This window comes from Bifidobacterium sp. LH_419 (genome assembly GCF_056356955.1).
The window spans coordinates 75,511-90,277 of record NZ_JBKEVG010000010.1 but is presented as its reverse complement, the minus strand read 5'-3'; the positions used below and the strand labels follow the sequence as shown (position 1 = coordinate 90,277).

The 14,767-nt window shown below is 66.3% G+C and carries 11 protein-coding genes and 1 pseudogene; 8 read left to right on the top strand and 4 right to left on the bottom strand.

What is annotated here, in order from left to right:
• The first annotated feature begins 5 nt into the window (after window positions 1-5).
• From AC1AYX_RS07650 to AC1AYX_RS07615, 8 genes are all read left to right on the top strand, one after another.
• A complete protein-coding gene (locus tag AC1AYX_RS07650; protein WP_476502924.1) occupies window positions 6-1,001 on the top strand; it encodes an NAD(P)H-dependent glycerol-3-phosphate dehydrogenase in 996 nt (331 codons plus the stop codon).
• A 120-nt stretch (window positions 1,002-1,121) separates the two neighbouring features.
• Window positions 1,122-2,243, top strand: a complete 1,122-nt coding sequence (locus AC1AYX_RS07645; protein ID WP_476502923.1) for a D-alanine--D-alanine ligase family protein — start codon at window positions 1,122-1,124, stop codon at window positions 2,241-2,243.
• 343 nt (window positions 2,244-2,586) lie between these two features.
• The gene (locus AC1AYX_RS07640; RefSeq protein WP_476502922.1) at window positions 2,587-3,753 is read left to right on the top strand and encodes an ABC transporter substrate-binding protein; all 1,167 of its coding nucleotides are present in this window, start codon (window positions 2,587-2,589) and stop codon (window positions 3,751-3,753) included.
• Window positions 3,754-3,788: 35 nt separating this feature from the next.
• Window positions 3,789-4,718, top strand: coding sequence for an ABC transporter permease (locus tag AC1AYX_RS07635; protein ID WP_476502921.1), 930 nt, complete (start codon window positions 3,789-3,791; stop codon window positions 4,716-4,718).
• The gene (locus AC1AYX_RS07630; RefSeq protein ID WP_476502920.1) at window positions 4,709-5,599 is read left to right on the top strand and encodes an ABC transporter permease; all 891 of its coding nucleotides are present in this window, start codon (window positions 4,709-4,711) and stop codon (window positions 5,597-5,599) included. The genes AC1AYX_RS07635 and AC1AYX_RS07630 overlap by 10 nt, the downstream gene beginning before the upstream one ends.
• 6 nt (window positions 5,600-5,605) lie before the next feature.
• On the top strand, window positions 5,606-6,856 hold the full coding sequence (locus AC1AYX_RS07625) for an ABC transporter ATP-binding protein (RefSeq protein ID WP_476502919.1): 1,251 nt from the start codon (window positions 5,606-5,608) through the stop codon (window positions 6,854-6,856).
• 178 nt (window positions 6,857-7,034) lie between these two features.
• Window positions 7,035-8,348, top strand: coding sequence for an ATP-binding protein (locus tag AC1AYX_RS07620; protein ID WP_476502918.1), 1,314 nt, complete (start codon window positions 7,035-7,037; stop codon window positions 8,346-8,348).
• A gap of 114 nt (window positions 8,349-8,462) precedes the next feature.
• Window positions 8,463-9,551, top strand: a complete 1,089-nt coding sequence (locus tag AC1AYX_RS07615; RefSeq protein WP_476502917.1) for a lysostaphin resistance A-like protein — start codon at window positions 8,463-8,465, stop codon at window positions 9,549-9,551.
• A gap of 93 nt (window positions 9,552-9,644) precedes the next feature.
• On the opposite strand, the gene AC1AYX_RS07610 is transcribed toward AC1AYX_RS07615, so the two are convergent.
• The 4 genes and pseudogenes from AC1AYX_RS07610 to AC1AYX_RS07595 form a co-directional block, all read right to left on the bottom strand.
• Window positions 9,645-10,430, bottom strand: a complete 786-nt coding sequence (locus tag AC1AYX_RS07610) for a mechanosensitive ion channel family protein (RefSeq protein WP_476502916.1) — start codon at window positions 10,428-10,430, stop codon at window positions 9,645-9,647.
• Between the two features lie 249 nt (window positions 10,431-10,679).
• A complete protein-coding gene (locus AC1AYX_RS07605; protein WP_476502943.1) occupies window positions 10,680-12,131 on the bottom strand; it encodes an aspartate ammonia-lyase in 1,452 nt (483 codons plus the stop codon).
• A 252-nt stretch (window positions 12,132-12,383) separates the two neighbouring features.
• Window positions 12,384-13,010 (bottom strand): TetR/AcrR family transcriptional regulator, encoded by a 627-nt coding sequence (locus tag AC1AYX_RS07600; RefSeq protein WP_476502915.1) that lies wholly within the window; start codon window positions 13,008-13,010, stop codon window positions 12,384-12,386.
• A gap of 32 nt (window positions 13,011-13,042) precedes the next feature.
• Window positions 13,043-14,537: pseudogene (locus tag AC1AYX_RS07595) on the bottom strand (DUF2974 domain-containing protein).
• Window positions 14,538-14,767: the final 230 nt, after the last annotated feature.

The window sequence follows — 14,767 nt, the reverse complement described above, 5'->3', positions numbered from 1 at the left end:
ATAGCATGAAGATCACTGTTCTCGGCGCCGGCGCATGGGGCACCGCGTTCGGCCAGGTGCTGGCCGACGCGGGCAACGACGTGACGATGTGGGCGATGGAGCCCGAAATCGTCGAAGGCATCCGCGACAACCACTGCAACCACGTGAGGCTCCCGTTCATCGAGCATCTGCCGGACAACATGACCGCCACCGGCGACCGCGCCGAATCGGTCAGGAACGCCGAGATCGTCGTCGTCGCGATCGCCGCGCAGTTCGCGCGCGTCGCGCTCGCCGAATTCAAGGGCCTCATCCCCGACGACGCGATCGTCGTGAGCCTCATGAAGGGCATCGAACGCAACACGAACAAGCGCATGGACGAGGTCGTGCGCGAATCCCTCGACCTGCCGGCCGAGCGCTTCGCCGCCGTCTCCGGCCCGAACCTGAGCAAGGAGATCGCGCTGCGCCAGCCCGCCGCGACCGTCGTCGGCTGCGAGAACCTCGACAACGCGACCAAGGTCGCCAAGGCGTGCACCACCGAATACTTCAAGGCGTTCGTCACCACCGACGTCATCGGACTGGAGATGTGCGGCTCGCTGAAGAACGTCGTCGCGCTCGCCGTCGGCATGGCGCGCGGCGCCGGCTACGGCGAGAACACGGCCGCGATGATCGAGACGCGCGGACTCGCCGAACTCACCGCGCTCGGCAAGGCCGCCGGCGCCGACCCGAAGACGTTCGCCGGACTCGCCGGCGTGGGCGACCTGATCGCCACGTGCGGCTCCCCGCTGAGCCGCAACTACACGTTCGGCGCGAACCTCGGCAAGGGGCTGAGCAAGGAGGAGGCGACGAAGGTGAGCAACGGCGTCGCCGAAGGCGTGCCCACCACCGACGCCGTCGTCGCGCTCGGCGACGAACTCGGCGTGCCCACGCCGCTCGCCTACGCGATGAGCCGCGTGCTCGACGAGGGCATCTCCTGCGCCGAGATGCTGTCCCTGCTGTTCGGCCGCGAGATCACCGCGGAATAGTCGCGGAATAGTCGCGGAACCGCCGCGGTGGACGCGGAGCCGCCGCGGAGTAGGATACGGTACCCGGAACGATTCGGTAATTCGGCAAAGAACGATAAAGAAACGGACGAGAAAACGACTATGACCAAGAAGCGCATCGTGGTGTTGTACGGCGGCAGGGCCGACGAGCACTCGATCTCCTGCATTTCGACCGCCGGCGTGCTCAACGCGCTCGACACCGACCGCTTCGAGGCGGTGCCGGTCGGCATCACCAAGGACGGCAAGTGGATCGTCGACGGCGAGGACCCGCGCGGCTGGAACCTCGACGGCGGCGCGCTGCCGACCGTCGAACGCACCGCCGGCGCGCGCGACGTCGTGCTCGACGTGGCGCTCGGCCAGGACGGCTTCTTCGCGCGCAACGCGGACGGCACGCTCGAGCCGTTCGGCCACGTCGATGCCGTGTTCCCCGTGCTGCACGGCCCGTACGGCGAGGACGGCACCGTGCAGGGTCTGCTCGAGATGATGGACGTGCCGTACGTCGGCTGCGGCGTGTTCGCGTCCGCCGCGTGCATGGACAAGCACTACACGAAGGTCGTGCTCAACGCGGCAGGCATCCCCACCGCGCCCGGCGTGATGGTCGACGCGCGTTCCGTCCGCCCCGAGGAGGCGCTTCAGCGCGTCGCCGAGGCGGGCCTCACGTACCCGCTGTTCGTCAAGCCGTCGCGCGCCGGCTCCAGCTTCGGCGTGACGAAGGTTGAGGAATCCGATTCGCCCGAGGCGCAGGCCTCCCAGCTCGGCGCGGCCATCGCCGAGGCCGGCAAGCATGATTGGAAGGTGCTCATCGAACAGGGCATCGACGGCCGCGAGATCGAATGCGCGGTGCTCGCCGCCGCCCCCGGCGACGAGCCGGAGGCCAGCTGGCCGGGCGAGATCGTGCTCGACCATCAGGACGACGACCAGTTCTACGATTTCGACTCCAAGTACATGGACGCGTCCGCCAGCCACGTCGAAGTGCCCGCCGACCTGCCGGTCAGCGTGCTCGAGGACGTGCGCGACGTGGCCCGTCGCGCGTTCGTCGCGGTCGACGGCGCCGGCCTGAGCCGCGTGGACACGTTCGTCACGGCGGACGGCACCGTGATGGTCAACGAGATCAACACGATGCCCGGCTTCACGCCGATCTCCATGTACCCGAAGGCGTGGGACGCCACCGGCGTGAGCTACACCGCGCTCATCACCCGCCTGATCGACGGCGTGTTGCGCTAGGCGCCTGTGTGCCGGTGAGGGCCGGTGGGGGGTGCCGGTCGATTGGTCGATTGGTTGATTGTGTCGGGGAGGGTTCCGTCGCTATGTCGGGACCCTCCCCGCGTGTTTCCGCCGTCCGAATGTCGATGCGGACAACGTAATCGTCGCAGTTCATCTACGGATTCCGAGTGTTCATCAATCCGTCGCGCAAGGTCGCGCGGCGTTCACCGGGGCGTCGGTGTCGGGACGGATAACGGACGTACCTTTCTCAATTGGATTACGGGCCGCGCGCCCACGGCGCGGATGAAGGCCCCCCGATTCCCTAGAGGCAACTCCCTAGAGGCAAGTTGAGTAAGGAACACCCATGAAGAACCTGCGTAAGATCGCGGCTGGCGCCATCGCCACCGTGCTCGCGTTCTCGATGGCCGCCTGCGGTTCGTCGAACGCCTCCTCCAGCAACGGCTCCGGCTCCACCGGCAAGTCCGTCACCGTCGACCAGAAGTCCGCCAAGGCCACCTCCCTCGCCGATTTCGGCACGATGGACGACCTCGTCAAGGCCGCCGAGAAGGAGGGCGCGCTGAACGTCATCGCCCTGCCGCACGACTGGTCCAACTACGGCGAGGTCATCTCCGCCTTCAAGAAGAAGTACCCGAAGATCAAGATCACCGAGCTCAACCCGAACGCCTCCTCCAAGGAGGAGCTCGACGCCGCCAAGACCAACAAGGGCACCGACGCCGCGCCGGACGTCTTCGACCTCGGCCAGCAGATCGCCGCCACCTCCACCGACTCCTTCGCCCCGTACAAGGTGCAGGCCTGGGACAAGATCCCGGACGAGGACAAGGACGCGAACGGCGCCTACTACGCCGACTACACCGGCATCATGTCCATCGGCTGGAACAAGGACAAGTACGGCGAGATCAAGTCCCTCAACGACCTGCTCGACCCGAAGTTCGCCGGCACCGTCGCCCTCAACGGCAAGCCCGCCGAGGCCGGCGCCGCCTTCAACGGCTACCTGATGGTCAACCAGCTGGCCGGCGGCGACATCAAGAACGTCCAGCCCGGCCTCGACTTCTTCAAGAAGCTCAAGGACGCCGGCAACCTCACCACCGTCGACGTGACCAACGGCACCATCGACTCCGGCCAGACCGGCGTCGTCATGGACTGGACCTACAACCAGGCCTCCTACAAGAAGGAGCTGAAGAGCAAGGGCGTCAACTGGGAGTACAAGACCTTCCCGAAGGCGCAGGTCGTCAGCTACTACAACCAGGCCATCAACAAGGACGCGCCGCACCCGGCCGCCGCCCGCCTGTGGGAGGAGTACCTGTACACCGCCGAAGCCCAGAATCTGTGGTTCAAGGGCGGTGCCAACCCGGTGCTGCTCGACTCGATGAAGCAGGACGGCACCGTCGACCAGGCGACCCTCAAGGACGCCATCACCATCGAAGGCAAGCCGGTCAGCTACACCAACGACGACGCCACCCGCATCACCGAGTGGCTCCAGAACAACTGGGACAAGACGATCGGCAACTGAGCCGGTTCGAACGTCAGACCAAGGGAACCGATCCCATGACTGCGTCAATCGCACAGAACGGGTCCGTCGCCGGCAAGGCCGCGGGCCCGTCCGCTACATCCTCCTCCGCGCTCGCGAGGCATCGCAAGGAGCTCGGCACCTTCGCGGTGACGATTCCGTTCTTCGCGTACACCGCGTGCTTCCTGCTCGCCCCGACCGTCATCGTGGTCGTCGGCGCGTTCCAGACCCGTGACGGCGGCTTCACGCTCGACAACTTCAGCAAACTGTTCGAACCGAACACCGTCTCCGCGTTCGTCACCTCCATCCTCGTGTCCGTCGCGTCCTCCGTGATCGGCGCGGTGGTCGGCGGCCTCGCCTCCTACGCGCTCGTCATCGGCTCGAAGCCGAACGGCCTGCTGCGGCGCCTGGTCTCCGCGATCTCCTCCGTGCTCGCCCAGTTCGGCGGCGTGATGCTCGCCTTCGCGTTCATCGCGACGATCGGCATCAACGGCATCGGCACGATGCTCATCAAACAGGTGACCGGACTGACCGTCAACCCGAACTGGCTGAGCTCCCTGCCGGGCCTCGTGACCGTGTACTGCTACTTCCAGATTCCGCTGATGATCATCATCTTCCTGCCCGCCGTCGATTCGATCCGACCGCAGTGGCGCGAGGCGTGCGAGTCGCTCGGCGGCAACACGTTCCAGTACTGGACGCGCATCGCCCTGCCGATCCTCACCCCCCGTTTCATCTCCGCGTTCCTGCTGCTGTTCGCCTCCGCGTTCTCCGCGTACGCGACCGCCGCGGCCCTGTTCTCGCAGCGTTCGATCCTCGTGCCGCTGATGATCCAGGGCGCGATGCGCAACGAGATGGACCCCAACCAGCAGGGATTCGCCCAAGTGCTGGCATTCGCAATGATTATCGTCGTGGCCATCGTCATGCTGCTGAGCCACGCCGTGGAAAAGAGGGCCGGACGTTGGCAGTGAACACCACCACCGAAACCGTCGCGGCGTCGAACCGCCCGCCGCAACTGCGCGCCGCCCGCGTGCGCAGGCAGAGCGTCATCAAGTTCGTCATCCTGTTCGTCACCTTGGCGTTCCTGTTCGTGCCGCTCATCTCCATGCTCGTCTTCACGCTGCGCCACCCGCTGTCCGGACGCTGGTCCGCGGCCCCGTGGATCGCGATCTTCACCGGCAACGGCGAATCGCTCGGCGCCGACCTGACCGTCCTGTGGCAGGGGCTCGGCGCCTCGCTCGGCCTGTGCGTCGTGACCGTCGTGCTCATGCTGCTGCTCATGATCCCCACCATGGTGATTGTGCACATCCGCTCCAAGGCGCTCGAACGCGCCATCGAATGGGTTGCCACGCTGCCGCTGACCATCCCCGCCATCGTGCTCGTCGTCGGACTCGGCCCCATCTACCGCTGGCTGAGCTCCGCCGTGCTCGACACCAACCCGATCTGGCTGTGCTTCGCCTACGTCGTGCTCGTCATGCCGTTCGCCTTCCGCGCCATCGCCGTCGGACTCAACTCCATCGACGTGAAGACCCTCGTCGAAGCGTCCCGCTCGCTCGGTGCCTCCTGGCCGAAGGTCTTCTTCCGCGTCATCATCCCGAACCTGTGGCAGTCGATCCTGTCCGCCAGCTTCATCTCCATCGCCGTGGTGCTGGGCGAATATACCGTCGCCTCGCTGCTCGGCCGCATGAACCTGCAGGTCGCGCTCTACCAGCTCGGCCAATCCAACTCCCAGATCTCCACCGCCATGTCGCTGCTCGCGTTGCTGTTCGGCGTGGTGCTGCTCATCGCGCTCGACCTCATCTCCGAACATATCGGCAGGACGCGCACGGGCGAAACCAAGGAAGGCAAGTAACCGATTATGTCTCTCGCGCAACAGAACAACGTCACGGCCGGCGGCGCCAAGCAGGCCGAACACAAGCAGGCCGAACACGAGTTCAAGAACGACCCGACCGCCACGCTCGAAGGCGTGCGCGGCAAGGACGTGACCAAGGCCGCCAAGGCCCTGCTCAAGGATTCCGCCACCCGCGGCGGCGGCATCCGAATGCAGGACGTTGTCAAGATCTACCCCGGCTCCACCGTGCACGCGCTCGACGACTTCAACCTCGACATCAAGCCCGGCGAGATGGTCGTGCTGCTCGGCGGCTCCGGCTGCGGCAAATCCACCGCGTTGCGCTCCCTCGCCGGCCTCGAGGACATCCAGGGCGGCCGCATCCTCGTCGGCGGACAGGACGTCACCGGCGTGCCCGTCAACAAGCGCGGCATGTCGATGGTGTTCCAGGCGTATTCGCTGTTCCCGCACATGACCGCCGTCGAGAACGTCGAATTCGGTCTCGAAGTGCGCGGCGTCGGGCGTGAGGAACGTCGCCGCGTCGCCATGGAGCATCTCGAACTCGTCGGCCTCGCCGATCAGGCGAACAAGTTCACCCAGCAGATGTCCGGCGGCCAGCAGCAGCGCGTGGCGCTCGCCCGCGCGCTCGCCATCAAGCCGCGCGTGCTCCTGCTCGACGAGCCGCTCTCCGCGCTCGACGCGAAGGTGCGTGTCCAGCTGCGCGACGAGATCCGCCGCATCCAGCTCGACACCGGCACCACCACCGTGTTCGTCACGCACGATCAGGAGGAGGCGCTCGCCGTCGCCGACCGCATCGGTGTGATGAACCACGGCCGCATCGAGCAGATCGCCGCGCCGCAGGACCTCTACCAGCGTCCCGCCACCGAATACGTGGCCACGTTCATCGGTCTGACGAACCGTCTGCCCGGCGCCTCCGACGGCGAGGAGGCGGTCGTGTTCGGCCAGCGCGTGCCGCTGCTGCCCGGTTCCAGGAAGGGCGATCCGGTGGCCGTGCTCGTGCGCCCGGAGAACATCGCGCTCGTGCGCGCCGGCGAGGCCACGTCCGCGGCCGGCGAGCGCGCCCGCGTCGAAGTGATCCACTTCCTCGGCGCCGTGGCCCGCGTCGACTGTGAGATCTCCAGCGGCGAATACCGGCATTGGAACAAGGGCGAACATCTCAAGGTCACCGTGCAGCTGCCCGCGAACGAGCTGCCCGCCGGTCTCGCCGTCGGTGACGAGGTGATCGTCACGCCGCGCCCCGTCGCCGCGCTCGCCTGCTGAATCGCCTTGTGTGGCGTGCCGGCGGTGTGCCGGTGGCATGCCGTTCCGCGTCGCCTTGCGCCGTCCCGCACGGCCTCCCACGGCGGTTGTTGTCAAAAGTGTGCAGTCAACACACTTTTAACATGTTAAAAGTGTTGAGTTGATACACTTTTGACAACAACCGATTGGATAGGAGGCGATGATGCGGCGAATCATCGACGACAGGCTGGAACAGTGGAAACGTTCCGCACGGCGCAAGCCGTTGATTCTGTTCGGGGCGCGTCAGGTCGGCAAGACCTACGCCATCACGCATTTCGCGCGGCGCGCCTTCGACTCCATGGCTTACGTGGATTTCTCCCGTGAACAACGCGCCGCCGCGGTGTTCGGGGATTCCATCGCGCCGGCGGACATCGTGCATGGGTTGGAGACGCTGCTGCGGATGCGCATCGACCCGCAGCGGACGCTGATCGTGCTTGACGAGGTCCAATTGTGCGAACGCGCGTTGACGAGCCTCAAATACTTCTGCGATGACGCGCCCCAATACCATGTGATCGCCGCCGGCAGCCTGCTCGGCGTCAAGGTGAACCGCAGTCGGTACTCGTTCCCCGTGGGCAAGGTGGACATGCTCACCCTGCATCCGATGGACTTCGAGGAGTTCCTATGGGCGAAGGGGGAGGAGCGGCTCGCGTCGGACATCCGCGAGGCGTACCGCACGCCGGAGCGGGCGTTCGGATTCCATGACAGGGCGATGGAGCTGGTGCGCGAATACGTGCTCGTCGGCGGCATGCCCGAAGCGGTCGGCGTCTATGCGCAGTCCGGGCGTCTCGACGACGCGCGCGCGGTCCAACGCGACATCGTCACCGCGTATACGGCCGACATGGCGAAATACGCGTCGCCCCGCGAGACGCAGCGCATCCTCGAAGCGTGGAACAGCGTGCCGAAGCAGCTCGCCAAGGAGAACCACAAGTTCCAGTACAAGGCGATTCGTTCGGGCGGACGGTCGAACATGTATCAGGGGGCGTTGTCGTGGCTGGTGTCCGCCGGCATCATCACGCGTCTCACCCAGGTGAGCGAGCCGGTCGCGCCGCTGCGCGCGTTCGAGGACGTCTCCGCGTTCAAGATCTACATGGCCGACACCGGGTTGCTGTCATGCGAATACGACGCGCTCCCGGCCGACCTGGAACCGTCGGACGACAAGGCCTCGGTGTTCCGCGGCGGCCTGTACGAGAACTATGTGCTCCAACAGCTCACCGCCGCGGACGTCTCCCCGCACTACTGGGGGACGCTGAACCGCGGCGAGGTGGAGTTCATCGCCCGTGACGGCAACGGCGACGTCATCCCCATCGAGGTCAAATCCGGAACGAACGTGACGGCGCGCAGCCTCGTCGCCTATCGGGCGAAATACCGGCCACGGTACGCCGTGCGGTTGAGCGCGCGCAACTTCGGCGTGGACGGCGACCTGAGGAGCATCCCCCTGTACGCCGCATGGCTGCTGGGCGAGAACCTACGGTGAACGCGTGGCTGTGTCCTGATTTGATGCGGCCTTTACTATGGGCGTGACTATTATAGTCGTGACTAGTCACGCCCATAGTTTTGCGCTGGCATCGAGTGCCGTAAGCTGGGACGTATGAGTGATGAACAGCCGCAGATGACACCGTCGCAGATGACACCGTCCCAGACGTCTCAGTCGGGAGACCCGTACCGGCCGTTCTTCATGGAGGCGCACCGGCGGTTCACGCTGATCGGCGTCGGCCTGTGCGTGATGATCGCGTTCTGGGTGGGATTGAACATCGTCTTGTCCGGATTGCTGCGGCCGCTGTTCCCCGGCCCGGGCGGCGCTCCCATGTGGCTCTCCATGCTCATCTCGTCGGGGCCGCTGTATGCGGTCGCGATGCCGTTGGGGCTCAGCGTGTTCTCCCATGTGCCGGCATTGAAGGCGCGCGAGTTCAAGCTCGGCGCGAAACGGTTCTGGACGCTGATGATCGCGTGCTTCCCGATCATGATGGCGGGCAACATCATCGGCACGTGGCTGTCCGGCGTGATCTCGGGAGGCACGGCCACGAACCGCGTTTCCGAGATGATCCTGCACGTGGACCCGTGGGTGGACGTGCTGTTCGTCGTGTTGCTCGCGCCGTTCTTCGAGGAATGGCTGTTCCGCAAGCAGATCATCGACCGCACGCGCCGCTACGGCGAACGCACGGCCATCGTGCTGTCCGCGTTCGCGTTCGCGCTGTTCCACATGAACCTGTACCAGTTCTTCTACGCGTTCGGACTCGGTCTCGTGTTCGGCTACGCGTACATGCGCACCAGCCGGCTGCGCTACCCGGTGATCATGCACATGGTGATCAACGCGTCCGGTTCGCTCGTGGCGCCCGGCATCCTGAAGCTCATCAGCGCCGGCGGCGGCGACGTCGCCAAGATGATGGGCGGTTCGGCGGGCGAGGCCGAGATGATGCGCGTGGCCGAGCACGATCCGGTCGCCATGATGGGCGTCATGCTGCTCGGCCTGTACGGGGTGCTTATGGTCCTGCTCGTCATCGCCGGAGTGGCGCTGATCTGCGTGAACGTGAAGCGCATCGAATTCTACGACCCGCCCGAACAGCTGCCGAAGTGGTACGGCGCGCGCCTCGCGTTCCTCAATCCCGGCATGGCGGTCTACATCCTGCTCACCGTCGTGCTCGGACTGTGGCAGATGGGATTGATTACGCTCTTCTGACCGCGGTCTCTCCCTCCGTCATCGCTGCGCGATGCCACCTCCCTCGTCAGAGGGAGGCAGGGGCAGGTTGGTCATCGCTGCGCGATGCCGTTTCTACTCGGAGGCGCCGCCGTCCTTGACCAGGTAGTCGGCGGTGGCGATGGCGCGCGCCGCGCGGTCCTTCGCCGTGGACAGCAGCACGCCGTCGCGCACGAACAGCAGGATCTCGCCCTCCGCGCCGTACGGGGAGAACCCGGTGAACTTCACCAGCGGCGGGTTCTCCGGCCGTAGCACCGCGCTCGCGCCTGCCTCCACGCGCCGCAGCATGTCACGGCTCACCTCGTCCGGGTCGGCACTGCCCTTCACCGTGAACGGCACCGTGGCCATGCCTTCGGTGACCGTCGTGAGCTGCGTCAGCGAGGCGGTGTTGAGGATCGAGTTCGGGATGACCATCTGGTCGCCGGAGCGCGTCTCGATCATCGAATGACGCCACGTGATGTCCTTCACCGTGCCGGTCACGCCCTGGATCGACACCAGATCGCCTGGCTGGATCACGCGGCCGAGCATCAGCCCGAACCCGCCGATCACGTTCGCGATCGTGTCCTTCAGACCGAGGGACAACGCGACGCCGCCGACGCCGAGGGCGGTGACCAACGTCGTCGGATTGATGCCGAACACCGGTTGCAGCACCATCGTGGCGGCCGCGCACCAGACCACCACGCGCATCAGGTTGATGAAGATGGAGGCGCTGGGGATTTGCGAATTATCCAGCACCTTGCGTAGCAGCCGTCGCAGCACGCGGTCCGCCACCCACGCGGCGGCGACCACCACGAACAGCCACAGCAGTTTGCCCGCGTTCGCACGGAACCAGGCCGCAATCATGTCATCGAAGTTTTCCATGCGCACCACGATAAACGCGGGGGCTGGAAGCCGGTGCATATCCACCGGAGAATATCCGCAAAACCGCACGTCGGCGTGTCGCGCGCGGCGGGCACCCCCTCAGTCGCGTTCCGCGCGCCAGCTCCCCCTGAAGGGGGCGCGAATTCAGTCTGCGCCCCCTTCAGGGGGAGCTGGCCGGCCGTAGGCCGGACTGAGGGGGTGCCTGCCGGACTGAGGGGGTGTCGTTCCGGTCCCTACTCCCGAATCTCCCTACTCCCGGTGCTCGCGGCAGGTCTGACCCAATCCACGCGCCAGACGTATCGGATCGAGGATCTCGTCAAGCTTCTCCGCCGGCAGATCGGTCATCTCGCCGGCCACCTCGCGTACCGTGCGGCCCGAACGCACCGCTTCGGCGGCGATCGCCGAACCCCGCTCGTAGCCGATGTAGTGGTTGAGCGCGGCCGCGATCGACGGCGTCGATTCGGCGTGTGCGCGCCCCACCTCGGTGTGCACGACGATGCCCTCGATGCAGTTGACGCGGAACACGTCCATCGCGTTCGTGAGCAGCGACATGCCGGTCAGCAGCTCGTGCACCATCACCGGGTCGAACGCGTTGAGCTGCAGCTGGCCCTCGGCCACCGCCCAGTTCACCGTCACGTCCATGCCGAACACCATGAAGCAGCACTGGTTCACGCATTCCGGGATCACCGGGTTCACTTTCGCCGGCATGATGCTCGAACCCGCCTGACGCGCCGGCACGTCCAGATCGTTGAATCCGGCGCGCGGGCCCGAGTTGAGCAGACGCAGGTCGTCGGCCGCCTTCTTCAGGTGCACGGCGAGGTTCTTCAGCGCCGCGGAGGTCGACACGTACGCGCCCATGTCGGTCATCGCCGCCACCGGGTCCGGCGCCGCCGTGATCGGCAGGCCGGTGATGCGCGCCAGATGCTCGGTCGCCGCGCGCCGGAACCGCAGATCCGCGCAGATGCCGGTGCCGATGGCCGTCGCGCCGAGGTTCAGCTGCGCGAGCTGCGGCACGAGCCGTTCGAAACCGGCGAGATCGGATTTGAGCAGCGTCGCGAACGCGTGGAACTCCTGCCCGTAGGTCATCGGCACGGCGTCCTGCAGCTGCGTGCGGCCGAGCGTCACGTCGTTGATGTGCTTGTCCGCCAGATCGTGGAACGCCTTCGCGAGACGCTTCGTCGCCTCGGCGAGCGGATGGATCGCGTCGATCAGCGCCAGTTTGCACGCCGCCGGATACGTGTCGTTCGTCGACTGCGACTCGTTCACGTCGTCGTTCGGGTGGATGTACGCGTAGTCGCCGCGCCTGTGCCCGGCGAGCTCCAACGCGCGGTTGGCGATCACCTCGTTCATGTTCATGTTCGACGACGTGCCCGCGCCGCCCTGCATCACGTCCACCGGGAACTGGTCGGCGAGCTTGCCGCCCTCGATCTCGACGCACGCCTCGCGGATGAACCGCGCCTTGTCCGCGTCGATGAGCCCCAGCTCCTCGTTCGCGCCCGCACAGGCCCGCTTGACCGTCGCGTAGGCGCGGATGAGTTCGGGGTGCGCCGAATCGGTGATGCCGGAGACCGGGAAGTTGCCGATCGCGCGTTGCGTGTGGATGCCCCAATACACGTTCGCCGGTACGGCCAGTTCGCCGATGCAGTCGTGTTCGATGCGGACCGGCGCCGGTGCCGGCGCCGGTCCGCCGTCCGTCCGCATCGTGCCGTCGCCAGTCGCGTTCATTGCGTTCGTCTCGTTCGTCATGTCTCCATGATGTCGCCTCGACGCGGGAAACGCCATGATGACGCGATGATTCCCCTCTGTGAGAAACCGCACACCCCCTCAGTCCGCCTACGGCGTCCAGCTCCCCCTTCAGGGGGCGCGGAACCGGCTGGCGCATGTCCAACCTCTTGCGCCCCCTTCAGGGGGAGCTGGCGGGCGAAGCCCGTCTGAGGGGGTGCCGTCGCCCTCCTACTTGTTGTAGATGCGGTTCCAGTAGGCGAGCATGTTCTCCTTGGACATGGACAGGTAGATGCCCATCGCGAGCACGGCCACGTCCTCGTTGAGCAGGTCGTCCATCGAGACGCTCTGGCGCAGCTCCGGCCAGCGTTTGAGGATCGACAGCAGGCCGCCGGCCGTGAAATCGAGCAGCAGATCGGTCTTGAGGTCCAGATGGTCCGCGTCGAGGTCGAGCGTCTGCATCAGCGACAATCGCGCGAAATCATGCAGCGATTCGACGAGTTCGGGGGAGCTGTGCGGCCCGGCGAGCAGGGCGAGGCGGTCGAGACGCTGCTGTTCGCGCGGCGAATGCATGAAATGGGTGACGCGTTTGCGCCACTGCTCCTGCGGGTCGGCGTCCGGATCGGGCGCCTCCTGGATGAGCGGCGAGGTCTGCACCTCGGCGAGGATCGCGGCGTCGGCGAGTTCCGACAGTCCGGAGAAATGATAGTAGAACGAGTTGCGGTTCACCTGCGCGCGATGCACGATGTCGGTGACGGTGATGCGGCGGTACTCGCGGTCGGCGAGCAGCCCCCAGAACGCGTTCTCCATGCGCTCCTTGGCCGGTGGGATGCTCGAGTCCCTGCGTGGTCGTGACATGGTCCCTCCCGTCAACAATCTAGACAATCTGTCTAGACAGTATAACCAATAAGAGGACATGGGGCGAGCGCTGCGCTATGCGGGCTGTTCCGTGGGCTGTTCCTTGGGCTGGTTCCCGGACTGCCGCGCGGACTGTCCGCCGGACTGCCGCGCCATCGTCGCGCGCACCAGGATCGCCACCGCCTCCAGCAGATGACGCCGGTCCTGCGCCGGCAGGCCCAGCATCGACGCGATCATCGCCGGAATCGACCCCGGGAACCCGGCCATCACCTCGGAGAACGTCGTCGCGCCGTTCGCATGCAGCACCGCGAACAGCGCATCCACCGCGCGCTCGCGCTGCTCCACCGTCAACCCGGCCATCCACGCGTTCAACGACTGGTTGAACAGCTGCGAACTCGACGCAAGATCCGGCTCCGTCACGAACCGGTCGCCCTCCACCTGCCAGGAGAACGAGAAATGCTGCATGATCCCGTCCGAATCCGACGTGACCACGCGGCATGGCTCCGGCGTCTCAAAAATCTGCCCCACGATCGACGAACTCGGTACGATCTTCGTCACTTTCGGCTGGATGTCCAGATACTGCCGCGACGTGACCACGTTCGGCGGGAATCCCGGACCATCCAACGAATACACGTGACGGATGCGCCGGCGCACCTCCTCGTCCGCGTTCATCGCCGCGTACACCGCCAGATTGCCGCCCTTCGAATGTCCGGTGAGTACGATGTCCCCGCGCCACAGCCGCGCCACCATGTCGAGGTAGGCGCTCGCCGCCCGCTGCGCCGGCACCGGGTACTGGAAGGCCATGTTGAAGTCCTCCTTCCAGCCGATGAGCGAATCGTCGGTGCCGCGGAAGGCGATGACCAGCGTGCCGCCGCGCGTCGGTTCCTTGACGCGCGGGCGGCCGCGCCAATCCCTGCCGTCGGGCAGCATGAACGTCATCGCCGCGAACTGCGTCTGCTCGCCTGGATTCACGTGTTCGGCCACCGCGCCGAGCCGCGTCGCCGCGAACCGCGGCGAGGCGGCCACGGCGGCGAAGAAGTCGTGCGTCTCGTTCGGGTCGGTCAGACCGACCATCTGCACGTCCGGCTTGCCTGTGTCGGCCGCGCCGGCCGTATTGCCTGTATTGCCTGCCTCGCCCGTATCGCCTGCGTCGTCGCCGTTCCTGTCGCCGTCGCCGCCGGTGCTGCCGGAGTCGTCGGTGTCACCGCTGACCGCGCCCGTGAGCTCGCGATGCAGCGCCTGTTCCGCCTCGGCGAGCGTGACCGATTCGAACGGCTCGCGCACCAGCCCCTTGACCCACAGCCACGGGTGGCGCGGCTCGAACGCGCGCAGCCGGGCCGCGAACGAGCCGCCGCGGCCGCCGTTGCTCTTGCCTTTGGTCTCGTCGAGCGCGAGCGTGGGGGAGAGCCGCGCCACATCCTCGTAGGAGAGCGAGGCGAACACGAGCGCGTCGACCTCGTTGAACGGCGCGTCCGGATCGGTGAGCGGGCGTCGTTCGCCGGTCACATAGTCGAACACGTTGCCCATGGGCGTCTCCTTCCGTGCGTGTGTGGCGCGATTCCCGTGCGATGTCGCGATGTCGCGATGCCGCCGCTCGCGCCCGCCCGGTCGTTCGGCGGTCTCCGGTTGCACCCGGTTGCGTCCCATCGCGTTCAGTCACTCAGTCTAGTCGCGCTTCAGACGGCGCTCATGCGTCATTATCGGCGATTTCGTGCGGTTTTCGCGATGACGGAGACGTGCTGCGAAGCTCCAGGAAT

What these genes read in the sequence shown, in the direction of transcription:
- AC1AYX_RS07650 (WP_476502924.1), top strand. Translation starts at nt 6, where the DNA reads ATGAAGATCACTGTTCTCGGCGCCGGCGCATGGGGCACCGCGTTCGGC.
- AC1AYX_RS07645 (WP_476502923.1), top strand. Translation starts at nt 1,122, where the DNA reads ATGACCAAGAAGCGCATCGTGGTGTTGTACGGCGGCAGGGCCGACGAG.
- AC1AYX_RS07640 (WP_476502922.1), top strand. Translation starts at nt 2,587, where the DNA reads ATGAAGAACCTGCGTAAGATCGCGGCTGGCGCCATCGCCACCGTGCTC.
- AC1AYX_RS07635 (WP_476502921.1), top strand. Translation starts at nt 3,789, where the DNA reads ATGACTGCGTCAATCGCACAGAACGGGTCCGTCGCCGGCAAGGCCGCG.
- AC1AYX_RS07625 (WP_476502919.1), top strand. Translation starts at nt 5,606, where the DNA reads ATGTCTCTCGCGCAACAGAACAACGTCACGGCCGGCGGCGCCAAGCAG.
- AC1AYX_RS07620 (WP_476502918.1), top strand. Translation starts at nt 7,035, where the DNA reads ATGATGCGGCGAATCATCGACGACAGGCTGGAACAGTGGAAACGTTCC.
- AC1AYX_RS07615 (WP_476502917.1), top strand. Translation starts at nt 8,463, where the DNA reads ATGAGTGATGAACAGCCGCAGATGACACCGTCGCAGATGACACCGTCC.
- AC1AYX_RS07610 (WP_476502916.1), bottom strand. Translation starts at nt 10,430, where the DNA reads ATGGAAAACTTCGATGACATGATTGCGGCCTGGTTCCGTGCGAACGCG.
- AC1AYX_RS07605 (WP_476502943.1), bottom strand. Translation starts at nt 12,131, where the DNA reads ATGCGGACGGACGGCGGACCGGCGCCGGCACCGGCGCCGGTCCGCATC.
- AC1AYX_RS07600 (WP_476502915.1), bottom strand. Translation starts at nt 13,010, where the DNA reads ATGTCACGACCACGCAGGGACTCGAGCATCCCACCGGCCAAGGAGCGC.